Below are 18942 nucleotides of genomic sequence, written 5' to 3' on the forward strand. Positions count from 1 at the left end.
GCTACGCCTGACTTCGCTTCCGGGCACATAAAAGCCCGAAAACTATAACGCGGGGTGGAGCAGCCCGGTAGCTCGTCAGGCTCATAACCTGAAGGCCGCAGGTTCAAATCCTGCCCCCGCAACCAAATCTTACAAGATTATCAAAGCCCCATCGTGGGGCTTTTGGCGTTTCTGAGCACCGGATTGATCAGCGCGGCCCGCCAGTTCTTCGAGTATTGCCCTCTCGTTGAGGAACTCTGGTTTCCTCTTGCCAGATGCAAACGTCAGGATCGCGGCATGAACCGAAGGTACGTCGCATCCGGTCCAAAGCAAATCTCAGAAAAATAGTAAGCCGAGTCCGGCTTTAGTAAAAAGACCGATCGACTGGCGAAGCACTGCTCCGATAGAACCGGACCGCTCACGCGAGCGTACCAAATCCCAAGCGTCTCCTTAGCCAATAAGCAGAACGCGATTTGGGCCGCGTTCCAGGGAATGATCGCATTCATATGTGCATTGCGGCCGACCGGCATGTCGCGGTTCCGGAACAATGGATGAAGGAAGGTCGCATGGCCACAATCAATCCCGGGCAATGATCACTAGCACGATTCCGACGCGGCTGCAGGAGACAATCGTTCGAACAATGTTGCACGGTGTTGTTCCGACCGGCTAATAGCCCAGAATTGGCAGGTCGAGGTCATCCTTTTGAGCTTACGGAGGATCAGGCTCAATCGCTTGTTGCGATCCCATTATGGGCGTGCCCGAACGGCGTCACTGCACGAATGGGCCAATTGCTCACCTTGCCGGAACACGACAGAGCTTGCTAAGAGCTTCCGAGTGGACTTAGATTAATTGCCTGCGCTACTGGCAACCACCTGTCGCATGCGGTTGATAAGAACGCATGCGGAAAGTATTCCTGCAGTAGGGCCGGGAGATACGCAAACATATAACGAGATTGAGGGAGTGTTATGTCTACGAAACTCATTCTGATGGCGGCTGGCGCCCTTTTTGCAGCGGCCTCCTTTAGTTCAACCGCGTCGGCTCTCACCATGAAGGAGTGCAGCGCCAAGTACCAGGCGGCAAAGGCTGACGGATCCGCCAAAGATACGAAATGGAACGATTACCGTGCCAAGTTCTGCGGCGCGGATGCAGCGGCGGAAGACGCTGCGGAGGACAAGGCGGTTGCTGCGACCACTGAAAAGGAGCCTGAAAAGCCGACGGTTAAGGCTCCAAATGGCGTCAGTTTCCCCAAGGCGATCGATAAGAAATACGCGAGCGAGACGCCTTCCAAAGGTCGCCTGAAGACATGCGCCGATACCTACCACAAGAACAAGGAGGATGGCACGCTTGGCGGTCTGAAGTGGATACAGAAGGGCGGCGGCTACTGGAGCCTCTGCAACACTGCGATCAAAACCGCTGGCTAAGTCTTTGCGTCTGATCATTGGGACTCGGCAAGGGCCGGGTCCTTCAGCGATGGTTCAGGATGGCCGTTCCAGCTCGCTCCATGTCCCAAGCGTCACCTGTCGATAGGCCGGAACAACCACGCCTTGAGGTCGCCTGAATATCCGAAGACGGTGGTTGGCGTCCCTCCAAGATAAGGGAACTCAATGGCCTCTTGATATCTTTCGCGACTTTCTGCTAGTCACTCGTGCGGTACGGGACCTCCCTGAGGCCGGCCGTTATTTACAGATGCCGGAGAAAACGTGGCGCAAAAGGCTGTGACGCTGAAAGACGTTGCGCTCGCAGCAAATGTGTCGCGTGCAACCGCAGCACGGGCGCTCAACGGCTATGGTTATGTCGGTGGCGAGGCTTCCGCGCGTGTGTTGCAGGCGGCTGATCGGCTCGGCTATCGCGGCAACCGCGTGGCCCAGGCTCTGCGCCGCGGTCAGCTTCCGCTGATTGGCTTCATGCCTGGCGACATCCAGAACCCTTTCTTTGCGCGAATTGCCCATGATGTGGATGTGGAACTGCGCGCCTCTAACCATAATCTTCTGATCGCCAGCAGCGAAGAAGATCCCGAGCAGGAAATGGAGCTGCTCGACAGCCTCCAGTCGCTGAACGTGCGCGGCTTCATCGTCGCGCCGACTTCGGCCGACGACAACGCGCATCTCATCCGGCTCGTGAACGAGGGCGTCCCGATCGTGCTCATCGACCGTGCTCTGCCGGATGTGGCCTGCGACAGCGTCACGGTCGATAACGAGGGCGGCGCCAGGGAGGCAGTGAACTACCTCATCGCCAACGGCCATCGCCGCATCGGTCTTGTCCAGGACGATTCCCGTATAACCACGGCACGAGGGCGTCTTGCCGGCTATATCCAGGCACTTAAAAGCCATGGGCTTGAAGTCGACGAGTCGCTCATCATCGTCTCCCGCTCCACCGTCGAATATGCAATCGACGCGACCATTCGCCTGTTCAGCCGGCCTTCGCGGCCGACAGCGCTGTTCACGGTAGACAGCCTGATGACGCAAGGTGCCCTACTTGGGCTGCGGTCCATGGGCCTTGCTGTTCCGCATGACGTTTCCCTTGTCGGGTTCGACGACTTCAACCTGGCGACATTCACCGACCCGCAGATTACGGTCGTGGCCCAGCCGATCGCGCAGATCGGGCCCCTTGCCGTAAAGCTGCTGCTGCAGCGGATCAACGGCAGCAGCGAGCCGCAGCACAATGCGCAGTTCCCTACGCGACTGATCGTGCGCGGTTCGGTATCTCGTCCGGCTGGCGCCCCTCTGCGTTAAACGCTGCCTCCCGTTCGGCAAAAAATCTCAAATAGTCTCTTGCCATGCTTATAAAGGCGTGCATAAATTGAAATGTGAGATCGGTCTCTTTCGTTCTACGAGCGGTTCCGGTCTTTATTTTCACCGTTGTGTGAGATCGATATCATATTTGGACTGGCGGGCAGGATGTTAGCGCGCCGACAGCTTGCTGTTGGCCGTGGCGGACGTTTGCGTGCCGTTTACCGAGACAAGGGACCCGAATGTTGAACTTTGACAAAGCCCGCTTCATCAAGATCCAGAGCGGTGCCGTTGCGATTGCCGACAAGATCCGCCCGCTGATGCGCGAGGTTCTGGGTGCAGGGATCGAACGCATCTACTTCATGGGAACAGGCGGCGTACAGCTTCTAACCTTCCCGGCGATTGAGCTTGCTGCCCGCTACACGACCTTCCCCGTGTCTGCCTGCTTCCCCGCCCAGGTCATCCTGGATCCTCCGGCCGGCCTCAATGAGAAGGCCTTGGTGGTCATGCCGTCGCTCTCGGGAACGACCAAGGAAAGCGTGGCACTTCTGCCCTTCCTGAAGGAGCGGGGCGTGCGCCTGATGACGCTGACCGGTCATGCGGATACGCCGCTCGCGCAGCAGGCCGACTTCACCTATACCAATTTTGCAGAAGACGACACGTCGTCGGAATCCTTCTATCTTCAGACGATGATCATCGTTCTGGCGCTACTTGCGGAAACCGGCAAGATCGATGATTTCGATGCCGTTGTCTCCGAGCTCAAGACGCTTCCGGGGCTGCTGGCCGATGCCAAGGCCGCCTATGAAGACGATGCGGCCAAGCTTGCCCAGTCCATCAAGGACGAACCCTACCACATCTTCACCGGCGCCGGCGCCGTCTGGCCTGAAGCTCATTACTACGGCATGTGCATTCTGGAAGAAATGCAGTGGATCCGCACCCGTCCGGTCCATGCGGCCGACTTCTTCCATGGAACTCTGGAACTGGTCGAACCGGGCGTCAGCGTCTTCCTGTTCAAGGGTGAGGACGCGCTGCGTCCGCTGGGCGAACGCGTCGAGCGTTTCGTCCACCGCTACACGGACAAGGTCTGGATCCTCGATTCCGCATCGGCCGCACTTCCCGGCATTTCGCCGCGCGTGCGCAGCCTGATCTCGCCGGTGGTGCTCGCCACCCTGCTGGAACGGCTGAGCGCTCATCTGGAAGTGCTGCGCCAGCATCCGTTGACGACTCGCCGTTATTACAAGCGCGTCGAATACTGATGCGATCAGGTGAGCATTCGCCGTCTAAGGCATCAAGGATGCTCACCTTTCGCACTGGCAGATCGAGGACGGAGGAAGCCGCGATCTGCCGATCGTTCAACAAGCAAAAAGGGGAATGAAGCATGCAACGGTCAATCCACACATCCGCAGCGATGATCGCCGCCGCATCCGTCATCGGAATATCCTGGGGAATCTCATCCACACCGGCCTTTGCGGCCGGCGATGCGCCAGCCGCCGATCCGGGCGCCAAGGTCGATTACAGCGGCAAGCTGTCGATCTTGACGAAGTTCGGGCTGCAGCAGCTTTCCCCTTATTTCGTCACCATCGCCAAGGCCTATGAAGCCCAGCATCCGGGCGTCAAGATAGAGCTCATCCAGGAGAACGACGACAGCATCAAGGGCAAGACCAAGACCCTCGTCGCGTCCAACTCGCTGCCGGACATCTATTTCTCCTGGACCGGGACCTGGGGCGAGAACTTCATTCGCGGCAACCGCGCCGTCGATCTCTCCAAGGTCATCGGGCCGGACACGGAATGGGGCAAGACGCTGAGCCCGGCAGCCGTGAAGGCCTTCGCCTATAATGGCAAATATTTCGGCGTGCCGCTTTATCTCGACGCCAAATTCATGGGCTACAACAAGAAGATGTTCGCGGATCTGGGGCTTGATGTGCCCAAGGACTTCGACGCTCTGTTGAAGGCCTGCGACGCGCTGAAGGGTTCCGGAGTGATCCCGATTGCGATCGGTAACAAGGAGTCCTGGCCGCTCGTCCACTATCTCGGGCAGATGCTGGTCTACAACGTGCCGGTCGAAACGCTGGAGCGCGACTTCGACCCGAAGACGGCCAAGTTCGATGATCCGGGCTATGTCGCAGCACTCGACCAATACCGTGCGCTGCAGGATCGTTGCGCCGGCGGAGCCCAGGTCAACGGCCTGTCTTACCAGACCGCCATGCAGTCGCTGAGCGATAAGAAGGCGGCCATGTACTACCAGGAAATCATCGAGTTCGATCAGTCCGCCACCAAGGAGACCATGCTCAAGCCTGAGGAATTCGGCTTCTTCAAGTTACCGGCACCCAAGGATGCCAAGGGCTCCGTAACCGCGCTCGAAGGTGCTCCGGAAGGCTACATGGTCAACGCAAAGTCCAAGAATATTCCGCTTGCCGTCGACTTCCTGAAGTTCCTGACCAGCCAGGAGAACGGCAAGGCGCTTTCGACGCCACCTTACGGCCAGCCGAGCGCCGTGATCGGCGGCGCCGACAAGACGAAGATCAATCCCAATGTTGCCGATGGCATGGATGAGATCGCCAGGGCGACCTACCTCATGCCGTGGCTCGACACTGTCAACCACCCGCGCGTCGCAGCCGCCTGGCTCTCCGGCCTGCAGGCTTTCGCAGGTGGTTCGATGTCTGCAGAAGACCTTGTGGCTTCTGTCCGCAAAGCGGCAACGGCTGCCGCCAAGTAATGAAGATGGGAAGTGCAACCGCAACCTCTCACAACAGCGCCGTCAAGGGCGGCGCTGCCTTCGACCGAAGGGCATGGGCGCGGCACAGCCTGCTGCAGCAACTGGCTGCGTTGCGTTGGGGCATCGCCGCTCTGATCATCGTCGGCTGGTTCGTCTACTACCCGATCATCGACAATTTTTTCGTCAGCACGACCAACCAAGACATCTTCACCGGCGAGGTCAACGCCGTCGGCCTCGACAATTACCGCCGGCTGCTGGACGATCAGGTCGTCTGGCTTGCCCTGCGCAACAATGGCCTCTACGCCGTCTTTTCGGTGATCTTTCAAGTGTTTGCTGCCTTCGTCCTGGCGGCGATCATCGAAGGGCTGAGGAACCGCACCTGGCGCAATTTCTGGCGCGCCGTCTATTTCATCCCATCGGCTATCTCGACCACGGTCACGGGTCTTCTCTTCTACTTCATCTACCAGCCGGACATCGGCTTGCTAGACGCTTTCCTGCATCTCGTCGGATTGCAGAACCTGTCCTACACCTGGCTCGGGGACGAGCGGACGGCGATCTATGCGATCATCGCCATGAGCCAATGGCAGGGCTTCGGCTATTCGACGCTTCTGTTCACAATCGCCATCCAGAAAATCCCGCGCGAGCTTTATGACGCGGCGACCATCGACGGAGCAGGAGCGATCCGGCAGCTCTTCTCCATCACCTTCCCGTTGACGCGGGAAATGACCGGCATGATGATCATCGTCACCATTGCCGGCGCCTTTCAGGTCTTCAACGAGGTCATGGTCATGACGGGCGGCGGCCCCAACAATTCGAGCCAGGTTCTAGGCACGTGGCTCTACGAGCAGGGCTTCAACCAGAACGACATGGGCTATGCGGCCGCCATCGGCGTCGTCATCTTTGTCGCCACCCTGATCACCGGCCTGCTGCAGCTTTGGTACACCAAACGGCGGAGGGTTGAGGTATGAGCACGGTCGCCATTCCCGTCGGCGCTAGGCCTGCCCGCAATCCCTGGGTCATGCTCGGCAAGGGCTTTCTCATGGCGCTGCTGGTTTCCGCCGGCGTGCTGGTTCTCTACCCGCTGATCTGGATGGCGCTCGGCGGCTTCAAGTCGAACAGCCAGATCTTCAGCGATCCCTTTGCATTGCCGAACCGCTGGTCCTTCGACAATTACGTCGCGGCCTGGAACCTGGGCGTGCGCAACTTTCTGTTCTCCAGCCTCCTGGTGACGATCGTCTCCACCATCACGACGGTCTTCATCAGCGCCTGGACGGCCTATGGCCTGACCCGCACGAAGATGTTCGGCAAGCCGGTGATCGTCGGTTTCGTGCTGGGCGGAATGATGCTGAGCCCGACTGTCGCCCTGGTGCCGCTCGTTCAGATGATGCAGAGCCTCGGTCTCTATAACACCCATTGGGCGCTGATCATTCTCTATACCGCATTCCGGGTGCCGTTCACGACCTTCCTGATCCGCGCCTATATGCTCGACCTGCCGCGCGATCTGGACGAAGCCGCGATGATCGACGGAGCGAGCGAGGGCCAGATCTTCCGCAAGGTCATGCTACCGCTCTGCCGTTCGATCATCGTCTCCTGCATCATCCTGCATATCCTCTTCGCCTGGAACGAATATCTCTTCGCGATGATCTTCACCAACCAGATTGATGTGCAGACACTGCCGGTGGGCCTCACCTCGCTGATGGCCAAGCATGGCACGAACTACGCGGAAGTCTTTGCCGCCATGACGATTTCGGCATTGCCTATTGTCCTCATCTTCTTCTTCACCCAGCGTTACTTCATCCGCGGCCTTACCGAAGGCATCGGCAAATGACATTCATGAGGAGCCCAGGAGTGCGCAAACTCTCGGCTATGCAAATCTCAGACCGTATCTCTCGCTGCCTGCCCCGCCAGACAGGAGACGCATGATGACGGAAGCCCGTTTCAAGCTGATCGCGGTCGGCGACAACTGCCTTGATGTTTACCTCAGCAAGAACACGATGGCGGTTGGTGGCAATGCGCTGAACGTGGCGGTGCAGTGGCAGGCTCAGGGCCATGACGCGCATTATTTCGGCGTGGTTGGTCATGATGCCGAAGGCGATGTCATCGCCGACGCCATCAGGCTTGTCGGCCTGCCGGTGGCAGATCTGGAGCGCCGAGATGGCTCGACTGCGGTGACCCTGCTTCTCGAGCGAAACGGCGACCGCCGTTTCCTGTTGGAAGACCTTGGTGTCGGCCGGAACTATGTCCCGTCTCCGGATCGCTACGCCGCGCTGGAAACTGCCAACTGGGTCCACCTCGGCACCAATTCCAGCCCCGAGCTGATCGAGCGGCTGATCGAGGACCGGATCCGCTTCAGCGTCGACGTTTCGACCGCGCATCAGTCGCTCGGTCTGAAAGGCGTTCCGCTGGTCTTTGCTGCGGGACCCGACGACGAGGATGTGCCGGTGGAGCCGGTTCTTAAAGCTTTGGCGGACCGTGGCGCGTCGAAGATCGTGCTCACTTGTGGGCCTCGCGGCGCATTTTTTCTTGATGGACCAAGCCTTTCTCATGTGCCGGCCCAGTCCATCGAGGTTGTCGATACCTGTGGGGCGGGCGACAGCTTCATCGCCACTTTCCTTGTTGCCTATGTCTCGCGCGGAATGGAAGCGAAGGCGGCCATGGGCCTTGCAACGGAGGCCGCGGCGAAGACTTGCCTGCACGAAGGTGGTTTCCCGCAGGTGCTGAACGCCGTTCCCTCCTGGCTCCTGCAGAAATACGCAGACGTAATCTCTTCAGCGGAGAGCTGACATGACGCATTACACGTTGAGGCCGCCCGTGGTCGCGAGCCCATCCGAACGCTCCTTCTGGCTCCAGGATGCGGGTGCGGCACCCGTTACTCAGCCGCTTGCCGGCGACGCGACGGCCGATGTCGCCATTATCGGCGGCGGCTATACCGGCCTGTGGACGGCGTTGCGCCTTAAGGAGCAGGAGCCGGAACTCCGCGTGACGATCCTTGAGGCAGACTTTTGTGGTTCGGGTGCATCCGGGCGCAACGGCGGCCAGGTCCATTCCTGGTTCGCGGAGATCGATCTTCTGACGGCCGTGGTCGGACAAGCGGAAGCCCTGCAGCTATGCCGCGCGACGGCAGACGCGATCGATGAGCTGGAGGAACTGCAAAACAGCCGCACAATCGACATGGATCTTCGGCTGGACGGCTGGCTCTGGACAGCAAGTTCGCGGGCGCAGGAAGGCGCTTGGCAGAAGGCGCTGACGATGACGCAGGCGCTGGGCGAGAACCGCTTTACACTGCTCGGCGCAGACGAGATCGCCCGCCGCACAGGATCGCGCGCCTCCTATATGGGCATTGCCGAAACCAAGGCGGGCACGGTGCAGCCGGCCAAGCTGGCAGTCGGTCTGCGCCAGCTTGCCTTGTCGCGCGGCGTCATCATTCATGAAAAGACGCCCGTGACGGCAATCGAACCCGGCCCGACCTGTATTCTGCGCACCCCACAAGGCAGCTTGCGCGCCGGCCGCGTCGTTCTGGCCGCCAATGCCTGGCTGGCCTCGGTCCCGGAACTGCTGCGCTACATGTATGTGGTCGAAAGCGAGATCGTCGCCACTGAGCCGGTGCCCGAAATCCTGCAGCGCATCGGATGGACGGGCGGGGAATCCATCTGCGACGCTCAGGCGCATGTGCTCTACTATCAGCGTACGCCGAAGGGGCGGGTGATCTTCGGTCGCGGCAGCGGCAAGATCGCCTATGGCGACCGGATCGGTCCGTCCTTCAACCGAAGCACCGAACAGGGCGCCAACAACCGGCGCGAGCTCGCCCGCGTCTACCCCGAACTCCGTGCGGCCAAGATCGAGCATGACTGGTCCGGCCCGATCGACTGCACGGCGGAACACCTGCCGGTCTTCGATCACCTTGCAGGGCAGCCCAATATTTTCTTCGGGATAGGCTTCAACGGAACAGGCATCGCCCAGACGCCGGTGGCCGGCCGCATCCTCGCAAGCCTGGTCCTCGGCAAGAACGACCGCTGGAGCCAGAGCGGGCTGGTGGGGCTTTCCAAGCGCACCCCGCTTCCGCCCGAACCGGTGCGATACTTCGGCGCAAAGCTTGTGCGCAAGGCGATCCGTCTGCGCAACGACGCGGAGATCGAGAACCGTTCGGTCAATCCCGTCGTCCGCTACATCTCCGAACTGAAGCCTGGCCGCTGAGCCGGCGCGCCAAAACGGCCGGCACAAGGCCGCATCGAACAAGGGAACATGAAATGGTCGGTCTCACCCTGAAGCAGGTCCGGAAAAACTACGGCAATATGGAGGTGCTGCACGGCATCGACCTCGACATCAAATCGGGCGAGTTCATCGCCTTTGTGGGGCCTTCCGGCTGTGGGAAGTCGACTCTTCTGCGCTCGATCGCGGGGTTGGAGGATATCAGCTCCGGCGAACTCTACATCGATGGGGCGCTGATGAACTATGTGCCGCCGTCAAAGCGCGGCATTGCCATGGTTTTCCAGTCCTACGCGCTTTATCCGCACATGACCGTGTTCGAGAACATGGCTTTCGGGATGCGGATCGCACGAGTGAACAAGGCGGAGATCAATCGGCGGGTGCGGCAGGCGGCAGACATCCTGCAGCTGACCGATTATCTCGACCGCTATCCGAAGGCGCTCTCGGGTGGCCAGAGACAGCGTGTCGCCATCGGCCGCGCCATCGTGCGCGATCCGAAGGTGTTCCTGTTCGACGAGCCGCTTTCCAACCTCGATGCAGCGCTTCGCGTGGCAACCCGCATCGAAATCGCCAAGCTGAAGCAGTCCATGCCAGGCACAACCATGATCTACGTAACCCATGATCAGGTGGAGGCGATGACGCTTGCGGACCGGATCGTTGTGCTGCGCGGCGGCGATATCGAGCAGATCGGCTCGCCGCTCGATCTTTACCGACACCCCGCCAATCTCTTCGTTGCCCGCTTTATCGGTTCGCCCGCTATGAACATCGTGCCCGCCGTAATCGAAGCGACCGGCGAGCAGACCCTGGTATTGCTTGCAAGCGGAGAGCGGGTCGCGGTGCCCGTTTCCACGCCGTCGGGCCTCAAAAGTGCTCCCGTGCATTTCGGCGTTCGCCCTGAGGATTTGCGGCTTGCCGAAGGCAGCGGCATTTTCGGTGGCAGGATCTCCCTCATCGAGCAGCTCGGCGAAGTGCAGCTGGTCTATCTCGACGTAGAGAAGGTCGATGGCCCCATCATCGTCAAGCTGCCGGGAACGGAAGTGATACATGTGGGCGATGTCATCCGGCTGGATGTCGATCCACAGCGCATCCGCCTGTTCGACAGCGGCGGGATGTCCGTGGCGTAGCTATTCGTGTTCAAGAGGAGTGGCAGCCTAGGCGCTCCGCGGAAATCCTCTGCGCTTCAGCCACCTCGCCGTCGGCGGGCTCGATTCCATACGTCTATTGATCGTGGCAGTGCGAAACCGCCCGCCAGCGTCTCATCTCAGCGTCCCTGGGAGCCAATGCAAAGGGCCGGGTATTCGCCGCAAGTCACTTGAAGAATATGGCGGATATCTGTGACGCTCGGGCGCGAAGCTGTTTTGATTTCCCGGCTGCGGTGACCCAGGTCAGGCCAGTAGGCTGGACTTGTGTTGGAGGCGAAACGCGAAACAGGGCAATTTACGCCGACATTCCCGTATTCTTTATTATTCACCGGATCTTCGGGCGCTTTGCTTTTGATTTCGGCGAGCAATGGATATCTGCTCGCCCATAATGGAGACGTATATGGAACGGCGTTCAAACGGCTTTCCAAGGTCCCGCCGTTGAGGCCCTCACCCCGGCGCTCGAGCACGATTCCGCTCGAAAAGCATTGCGAGAAGATGTTTTCAATCAGGGCGTTATCTCTTCCTCCATGCACGACGATCGGCAAGGCGACGTGATCGAAGACGTTTCTTTTGATAACGTAGCCGCTTTCCTGGTCGTCCAGATAGATACCCGAAATATATCGCCGTCCGACGACAGCCGTTTTGTCCGCAGCGTCTGGCATGCCGATGTTGGAGAAAAGGTTGCTTTCGATGATGTTGCCGCGCTCGGTCCAGTCGCGCCCAACATAAATTGCTCCGGCATCATCGGCTTCCTTGACCACGTCGCTGATGTGATTTCCGCTTATCACGTGGTCATTGCCGTTCAAGATTATTGCCGAATGTGGGCCATTGCTGATCTCGTTGTTCTCGATTCGATTGCCGACACCTCTAATTAAAACTGCGGGTCGGTATGTCCGGCTGTCCTGGCCATAACGGCTGATCTTGGAATTCGCGATGACGATATTGCCTGGGGTCAGAGAGATCCGATCTCCGCCGTCGATCGAAACGGCCGTTTCGGCCGTATCGTCGATTACGCAGTTCAGAATTTTTACGTTAACGCTACGTTCTATTGAAATTGCACCGGCGCCGGAATGACGAATCGAGCAACCATCTATGGTCACATTTCGGCTGTCGCGAATGCGCAGAGCCGTGCCAAGCGTCTTTTCTAAAGAGAGGTCTTTTATTTCCAGATCTTGAGCGTTGCTTATGTCGTAAAGCGTCTGACGGGTCGCGACCTGAAACTTGCCCGTGTCGTCCACGCCTATGGCGTAAACCCTCTTGTTCTTCGGATCGATAACATAATCCCCCGGCGACGAGAGCGCTCCAAAGACATTGAAAAGGTAAAACGGCGCATTGCGCACGATCGGACCATCTTCTCCTAATCCCTGAACGGAAAACGTGTTTTGGCTCTCCGGAACAGGCATCAGGCGCGCGGTTTCAAAGGCCCATATATTCTTGAGATAGCCTCCAACCCAAAGAAAAGGCTCTTCCTTCCATTGTGCTGAAATTTCGGCAGGAAGAGCAATCCGGTTCTCTCCAAGAGCTGGCTCGACCATCCGGCTAAACTTGGCTTTTGGCCATCTGGCAGGATGAAATCGTGTATCTCCTTGAAACAGTTCGAAAGAAGAGGCCTCCACGCGCACATGAAGGCTTCTTGGTGTTATGTCCGGGTTTTCGAGGCCTGGGATGTTGCTCAGATCGATGACGACTACCCGAGGATCTTTGATGAACTTAGAAAACGGATCGGCCGCCGATACTGGACGGGCAGAGACCTCAATCGCACCCGATCGCGTCTCTGCCGTCGCATGCGTCGCAGTGAGGATTGCAAAAACAAGCTCAACAAATACCAAGACTAACAGCATCTAAAATCCAATATCTATTGCTCAACCAAAGCCGATGTTTGAAGCGAATAATGCACCCCGGCTCAACGCTATGCTAATTGATACTCAAGGTCTTTGGGAGTCCGATATTTAGAGAAGTTTACTTCAACGCTATGCTGGCAATAGCGATGGGGATCGATATGTCACCTCTGTCATTACGATATGAGTTTCGCCTGCAGCCCTTCCTAAAATTCGGTAAAAGGCATAGCTGATCCTCAGGCATCCACGGATTTAGACGGCATACGGGCGGGTGCTGCAAGACCGGCTCCCGTATCGGCCGAATAAAGGTGGATGGCATCGGGGTCGATCATGATGCCGATCCGGTCGCCCGGCTTCAGCCGCACGTTTCCGGTCAAGGCGACGGCGAACGGGAGGCCGTCGAAATCGGCGTGAACGACGCGGCTGGCGCCTAGCTCCTCGATGAAATCGGCCGTCGCGGGAAGCGCGCCGGGTGTTTCGGGCGAAACGAGACGTGCTGCCTCGGCTCGCACGCCCAGCACCACCCGATGGCCGGCAAAGGCCCGGCCCCTTTCAGGAGATAGAGCAATGTTGCGACCCTGGTCATAGACGAAGGCGCCCTCTTCATTGACGCGTCCTTCCAGCAGGTTCATCGCCGGTGATCCGACGAAACCGGCAACAAAACGGCTGCTTGGGAAGTGATACACCTCCTCCGGCGTACCCACCTGCTCCACCTTGCCCGCGTTCATGACGATGATCCGGTCGGCTAGCGTCATTGCTTCGTTCTGGTCGTGGGTGACGAAGATGGAGGTGGCGCCGAGGCGGCGATGCAGACGGCGGATTTCCGCGCGCATGGCGATGCGAAGCTTGGCGTCGAGGTTCGAGAGCGGCTCGTCGAACAGGAAGACCTTCGGCTCGCGGATCATGGCGCGGCCCATGGCCACGCGCTGACGCTGCCCGCCCGACAGCGCCATCGGGCGACGGTCGAGGAAGGGCTCGAGGCTGAGCGCCTTGGCAACACTCTCCACCCGCTGCCTGCGTTCGGCTTTCGGCACGCCGCTCACCTTGAGTGCATAGCCGATGTTTTCGGCAACCGTCATGTGGGGATAGAGCGCGTAGTTCTGGAACACCATAGCACAGCCGCGCTGGCGCGGTTCGAGGCGGTTGACCACAGTTCCGTCGATGGCGATCTCGCCGTCGCTGATTTCTTCCAGTCCTGCGACCATGCGCAGAAGCGTGGACTTTCCGCAGCCGGAGGGACCGAGAATGACGATGAACTCGCCGGAACGAATTTCCAGATCGACGCCATGGACGACCGGGGTCTTTCCATAGCTCTTCTTCACATTGCGGATGGAGATCGGTGCCATGGCAATGATCCTTTCACTTCTCGGTGGAGATAAGGCCGCGCACGAACCAGCGCTGCATCAGGATGACGAGGATGAGGGGCGGCGACATGATGATAAGCGTGCCCGCCATGGCGACGTTCCAGTCAGGCAGGCCGAACTCGGAGGGGATGAGCGTCTTGAGCTCGGTTACGGCGATCCCGAATTTCGGGTCCGTGGTGATCAGCAGCGGCCAGAGATACTGGTTCCAGGCCCAGACGAACATGATGGTGAAGAGGGCGATCATGTTGGCCCGCGACAGGGGGAGCAGGATGTCGAGGAAGAAGCGGACGGGGCCGGAGCCGTCCATCTTCGAGGCTTCGGCAAGCTCGTCGGGAATCGTCAGATAGAACTGCCGGTAGAGGAAGGTGCCGGTGGCGGTTGCCACAAGCGGAAGCACAAGACCGGGGTAGGAGTTGAGGAGGCCCCATTCGAGCTTCACTTGGATCCCGAACAGATATGCTATGAGCGAGGTAAGGCCGGTCACGTCAAGGATTGCCTGAAAGGGCTGCAGAGCGTTGGCGGCAATCGAATAGGTCGGCACGATGCGCACTTCGAGCGGCAGCATCAGGGTGATGAAGATCAGCCAGAAGATTACATAGCGACCGGGAAAGCGGAAATACACAATGGTGAAAGCGGCCATGGACGATAGGATCACCTTTCCTGCCGCGACCGAAACGGCGAAGATGATGCTGTGCACGAGCTTGTTGCCAAGATCAGCTCTTACCCAGGCTGCCTGTAGATTTTCCCAAAAATGCACGCTGGGCGTGAGCGGCATGGGTACGGTGTTGACGGCGTGGAGATCAAGCGTTGATGCGATGATCACGATCGCGAACGGCAGAAGCGCGATCACCAGGCCGAGCGCCAGGATCGTGTAGCAGACGAGGTTGAATATCGGCGTGCGTTCGATCATCGGGGCGCCCTCACTTGTAATGCACGCGCCGCTCGATGAAGCGGAACTGGAAGATGGTGAGCAGGATGACGAGCAGCATCAGGATGATCGACTGCGCGGCGGCACCGGAATAATCGAGGCCTTTGAAGCCGTCGAAATAGATCTTGTAGACCATCAGCTCGGTTGCGCGGGCGGGTCCCCCTTGAGTCATCACATCGACGATGCCGAACGAGTCCTGAAAACTCTCCGTGATGTTGATCACCAGCAGGAAGAACAGGGTCGGCGTGAGCAGCGGCAGCTGCATATCGAAGATGCGGCGCAGCGGCCCCGAGCCATCCATGGCGGCGGCCTCGGTCAGCGAACGCGGAATGCCCTGCAGCGCCGACAGGAAGAAGATGAAATTATAGCCGATATATTTCCACGAAAACGCGACGATCACGGCAATCATCGCGTCCTTGCCGTCCAGTGCCGGGTTCCACAGGCCGGGCCAAACCTGGTTGATGATCGACAGCAGGCCGGCTTCGGGGGCCAGGATGAAGCGGAAGGCGAGACCGAGCGCCGGTGCCGCGATGGCATAGGGCCAGATGAAAACCGAGCGGTAGATCTTGTGGCCGCGCATCTCGCGATCCGTGAGGAGGGCGAGGATCAATGCCATGCCCATGGCGATTGCCGTGGAAGAGAGCGCAAAAACAAGGCTGCGGGAGATGGCGCCCCAGTAGACCGGGTCGCTGAGAAGCTGCCGGAAATTGTCAAAGCCGACCCAGGCATTACCGCCGCCCCAAGGTTGTTCAAGGGTAAAGGCCCAATAAACAGCCTGCGCGCTTGGCCAGTAGAAGAAGACAAAGATCAGCAACAGCATCGGCAGGGCAAAGAGCAGACCGACTGTTGTGGAGGAGAAAGTAACGCGCTTTTCCATAGGCTCCGTCCGGTTTGGAAGGATGCCGGTCCGAAACGCCAGGCGCTCCGGATCGGTCGATGCTATTCTTTCACCTGCGGGTGATCATACCCGCAGGTGAGGACCTGGAGATCAGGGAAGCTGCACGTTCTTGTAGGTCTGCTGGAAACGGCGCAGGATCTGGTTGCCGCGTTCGGCAGCCGTATCAAGCGAGGCCTGTACGTCTGCATTGTTGATGAAGATCGCCTGGAGGCCATTGGCGATTTCCGTGCGGATCTGCAGCAATCCACCAAGGCGGACACCCTTCGGGCCTGGATCGCTGAGCGGCGTGACGGTGAGGCTCTGAATGGCGAGTTCACGGCCGGCATAGGGTGCCTTGTCGTAGAAGCCCTGGCTCTTCAGATACTCGAAGCCCGAATTGCGGACGGGGATATAGCCGGTCACCGTGGACCAGGTCAGCGCTTCTTCAGGCTTGGCGATGAAGTTGAAGAAGGAGGCTGCGGCTTTGTATTCGGCTTCGGAATGACCCTTCAGAACCCAGAGCGAAGCACCGCCCACGTAGGAGCTGTGACGCTTGGCATCGCCGTAGGTCGGCAGCATGGAAACGGCCCAGTTCAAGCCTTCCTTTGCGGTGCGGCCGATATTGCCGTGGTCGCCGACCGAGGTGAGGATGACCTGGCAATCGCCGGCGGCGAAGGCTTCGATGAAGGTCTGGCCAACGGCCTTGTTCTTGATCACGGCGAGCTTGTTGTCGTACCAGGACTTGAGGTCCTTGACGAAGCTGACCAGCAGTGGGTTCTTGTTGTAGATGAGTTCGGCGTCGAGGCCCTCGAAGCCGTTCTTCTTGGTGGCGATCGGCTCACCGTTCACCGCTTCGAACTGCTCGATATACTGCCAGACTTCGTTGTTGGAGATGTCGAAAGCGAGCGGGCAGGCATAGCCGGCATCCTTGAGCTTCTTGAAGTCCTCGGCCGCTTCCTGCCAGGTGGCCGGAGCATGGTCCTTGCCGATCTTGGCGAACGAATCCTTGTTCCAGTAGAGCAGGGCCGTCGAGGAGTTGAAGGGGAAGGAGTACATCTCGCCCTTGGACGTGGCGTAATAGCCGGAAATGCCCGAGAAGTAGTCGTTCCAATTGATGTCGTAGCCCATGTCCTTCATGAGCTTGTTTGCCGGGTAATAGGCGCCCGACAGCATGACGTCCAATGTTCCGGCGTCGGAAACCTGCGCAATGGTCGGCTGCTTGCCGGCACGGAAGGCGGCAATCGTGTTCTGCAGCGAGGCGTCATAGCTGCCCTGGCTGGTGCAGACAACTTCGTAATCGGCCTGGGACTGGTTGAAGCGGTCGCACTGTTCCTGGACACGCTTGGCGATGTCACCGGAATTGCCGAACCAGAAGTCGATCTTGGTCTTGTCGGCTGCGGCAGCAGGACCAGCAAGGAAGGCTGTCGCGAGAAGGGCGCCGACGGCGCCGAGAAGCTTGGCTTGCATGGATAACCCCCTCAAGGAATAGAGTACGCAGATCGTCTGCGCACGCCCTATTATCGAGGCGACTTTGTCGTGACCAATGAAGTTTCTATGACAGTAAATGCCTCTTCAGCGACGCCATAAATCTTCATGAAGATCATCTTGCGATTGTGGCGCGTATATTGACGAGTGCCAGACGAAGGTTTGCGGCGCGGCACTTGCTCTTGAATATACTTCCGCAGGCGGCCCCCGGGTCAGGCAGATTTGCCATGCCGATGCCTCTTTCCCTATGTTCTCCGACTACGCCTCAAACACATCCTCGAAGGCTTCCGGAAAGCTCTGCCGCGCAACCTTTTCATTGATCTGCAGACGTGCCTCGTAAGAGAGAGGATCGAAGTCCTTGTCAGCAGCCATCACTTCGCGCCCGAACAGCAGGTTGAGCCGTGCCGCGTCGAGATTGCCCCGCTCGAAAGGCTCCGGCCCGAAATGGTGCCAGAGCGCATGTACGAAGGCAGCGTCGATCCGGTGTTCGGCCATGCCCGGGCGCCCGCGGCGGGGCAGGGCCTTGATCGGCGTGACGCCCTTGGGGTTGGCCCTGCGAATGGTGAACTGGATGCCGGTGCCCGGCATGCCGGATGGGAAACCCCGGTGCTTGGTCATCTCGGGCAGGTTGGCCATTCTGGATACTCCTTACGCCTTGCCGATCTTGTCCTGCGTCTTCGTCTCGAAGTCGGAGGCTTCGTGGCGCTCATGCAATTGTTCTGACGCGTCGCCGGTAACCTTGTTGACCATGCAGCCACGCTTGACGGTAGGGCGAGCGGCAATCTGCGCAGTCCAGCGCTGCAGGTGCTTGTAGCTTTCGACGTCAAGGAAGGCGCCGGCGTCGCCATAGGCCTGACCGAGTGCGAGTTTTCCGTACCAGGGCCAGATTGCAATGTCGGCGATGGAGTATTCTGGCCCGGCCATGTATTCGTGGTTTGCGAGGTGCCGGTCGAGCACGTCGAGCTGGCGCTTCACCTCCATGGAGAAACGGTCCACAGCGTATTTGATGTGGATGGGCGCATAGGCATAGAAGTGCCCAAAACCGCCGCCGAGATAGGGCGCGGACGCCATCTGCCAGAACAGCCAGTTCATGGTTTCAGTGCGCGCCTTATGCCCATTGGGCAGGAAGGCATCGAACTTGTTGGCGAGGTAGAGCAGAATGGAGCCCGACTCGAACACGCGCGTGGGTTCGGGCGTGGAGTGATCCATCAGCGCCGGGATCTTGGAATTGGGGTTGACCTCTACGAAGCCCGAGCCGAACTGGTCGCCGTCGCCGATCTTGATAAGCCAAGCGTCGTATTCCGCACCTTCATGACCTGCCGCCAGAAGTTCCTCCAGCATGATGCCGACTTTCTGGCCGTTTGGCGTCGCCAGCGAATAAAGCTGGAGCGGATGCTTGCCGACCGGCAATTCCTTGTCATGGGTGGAACCTGCGATCGGCCGGTTGATATTGGCGAACTGGCCGCCATTGCCCTTTTCCCATGTCCAGACCTTGGGCAGTTCGTAACCGGCGGGGAAATTGTCGGCGGGAGATTTAGTCGTCATGAAATAAGTCCTTGCTGTCGGAAACGGGCGCTCTGGCTCGACCGGCGCAATATAGGCGCGAGATGGCCCAAGCTCCAGATCCAAAGCTGAAGCGGGATACTCTCGGTTCTCTTTTAGTGCGTCCTACCGCGAG

The 18942-nt window shown here is 59.1% G+C and carries 16 protein-coding genes and 1 tRNA gene; 10 read left to right on the plus strand and 7 right to left on the minus strand.

Features of this window, described 5'->3' with window-relative positions; genetic code table 11:
• Positions 1-48: 48 nt before the first annotated feature.
• The 10 genes from EPK99_RS12505 (at position 49) to EPK99_RS12550 (ending at position 10754) form a co-directional block, all read left to right on the plus strand.
• Positions 49-125: transfer RNA gene (locus EPK99_RS12505), tRNA-Met, on the plus strand.
• Between the two features lie 819 nt (positions 126-944).
• Positions 945-1400: a hypothetical protein gene (locus tag EPK99_RS12510; protein WP_128443423.1), complete on the plus strand. Its 456-nt coding sequence runs from the start codon at positions 945-947 to the stop codon at positions 1398-1400.
• A 279-nt stretch (positions 1401-1679) separates the two neighbouring features.
• Entirely contained in the window at positions 1680-2711 is a 1032-nt protein-coding gene (locus tag EPK99_RS12515; protein WP_128443424.1) for a LacI family DNA-binding transcriptional regulator, read from the plus strand.
• A gap of 239 nt (positions 2712-2950) precedes the next feature.
• Positions 2951-3964, plus strand: coding sequence for an SIS domain-containing protein (locus tag EPK99_RS12520; RefSeq protein WP_128443425.1), 1014 nt, complete (start codon positions 2951-2953; stop codon positions 3962-3964).
• Positions 3965-4086: 122 nt separating this feature from the next.
• Entirely contained in the window at positions 4087-5424 is a 1338-nt protein-coding gene (locus EPK99_RS12525) for an ABC transporter substrate-binding protein (RefSeq protein WP_128443426.1), read from the plus strand.
• Positions 5425-5429: 5 nt separating this feature from the next.
• A complete protein-coding gene (locus EPK99_RS12530) occupies positions 5430-6392 on the plus strand; it encodes a carbohydrate ABC transporter permease (RefSeq protein WP_128443427.1) in 963 nt (320 codons plus the stop codon).
• Entirely contained in the window at positions 6389-7252 is an 864-nt protein-coding gene (locus EPK99_RS12535; RefSeq protein ID WP_128443428.1) for a carbohydrate ABC transporter permease, read from the plus strand. Before EPK99_RS12530 ends, EPK99_RS12535 begins: the two co-directional genes overlap by 4 nt.
• Before the next feature lie 94 nt (positions 7253-7346).
• Positions 7347-8207 carry a PfkB family carbohydrate kinase gene (locus EPK99_RS12540; protein ID WP_128443429.1) on the plus strand — a complete coding sequence of 287 codons (861 nt, stop codon included), beginning with the start codon at positions 7347-7349 and terminating at the stop codon, positions 8205-8207.
• A gap of 1 nt (position 8208) precedes the next feature.
• Positions 8209-9618, plus strand: coding sequence for an NAD(P)/FAD-dependent oxidoreductase (locus tag EPK99_RS12545; RefSeq protein WP_128443430.1), 1410 nt, complete (start codon positions 8209-8211; stop codon positions 9616-9618).
• A gap of 53 nt (positions 9619-9671) precedes the next feature.
• Positions 9672-10754, plus strand: a complete 1083-nt coding sequence (locus EPK99_RS12550) for an ABC transporter ATP-binding protein (protein WP_128443431.1) — start codon at positions 9672-9674, stop codon at positions 10752-10754.
• A 137-nt stretch (positions 10755-10891) separates the two neighbouring features.
• Here the strand turns inward: EPK99_RS12550 and EPK99_RS12555 are convergent, their stop codons facing one another.
• From EPK99_RS12555 to yghU, 7 genes are all read right to left on the minus strand, one after another.
• Entirely contained in the window at positions 10892-12613 is a 1722-nt protein-coding gene (locus EPK99_RS12555) for a right-handed parallel beta-helix repeat-containing protein (RefSeq protein ID WP_128443432.1), read from the minus strand.
• A gap of 233 nt (positions 12614-12846) precedes the next feature.
• Positions 12847-13956 carry a sn-glycerol-3-phosphate ABC transporter ATP-binding protein UgpC gene (gene ugpC, locus EPK99_RS12560; RefSeq protein WP_128443433.1) on the minus strand — a complete coding sequence of 370 codons (1110 nt, stop codon included), beginning with the start codon at positions 13954-13956 and terminating at the stop codon, positions 12847-12849.
• Positions 13957-13969: 13 nt separating this feature from the next.
• A complete protein-coding gene (locus EPK99_RS12565; RefSeq protein ID WP_128443434.1) occupies positions 13970-14884 on the minus strand; it encodes an ABC transporter permease subunit in 915 nt (304 codons plus the stop codon).
• 10 nt (positions 14885-14894) lie between these two features.
• Entirely contained in the window at positions 14895-15779 is an 885-nt protein-coding gene (locus EPK99_RS12570) for a carbohydrate ABC transporter permease (protein WP_128443435.1), read from the minus strand.
• Between the two features lie 111 nt (positions 15780-15890).
• Positions 15891-17246 (minus strand): extracellular solute-binding protein, encoded by a 1356-nt coding sequence (locus tag EPK99_RS12575; protein WP_128443436.1) that lies wholly within the window; start codon positions 17244-17246, stop codon positions 15891-15893.
• Between the two features lie 276 nt (positions 17247-17522).
• Positions 17523-17900: a hypothetical protein gene (locus tag EPK99_RS12580; protein WP_128443437.1), complete on the minus strand. Its 378-nt coding sequence runs from the start codon at positions 17898-17900 to the stop codon at positions 17523-17525.
• A 12-nt stretch (positions 17901-17912) separates the two neighbouring features.
• Complete coding sequence (gene yghU / locus EPK99_RS12585) at positions 17913-18809, minus strand: glutathione-dependent disulfide-bond oxidoreductase (protein ID WP_128443438.1); 897 nt, start codon at positions 18807-18809, stop codon at positions 17913-17915.
• Between the last annotated feature and the right edge of the window lie 133 nt (positions 18810-18942).

The sequence above is a fragment of the Neorhizobium lilium genome (assembly GCF_004053875.1).
Classification (GTDB): domain Bacteria; phylum Pseudomonadota; class Alphaproteobacteria; order Rhizobiales; family Rhizobiaceae; genus Neorhizobium; species Neorhizobium lilii.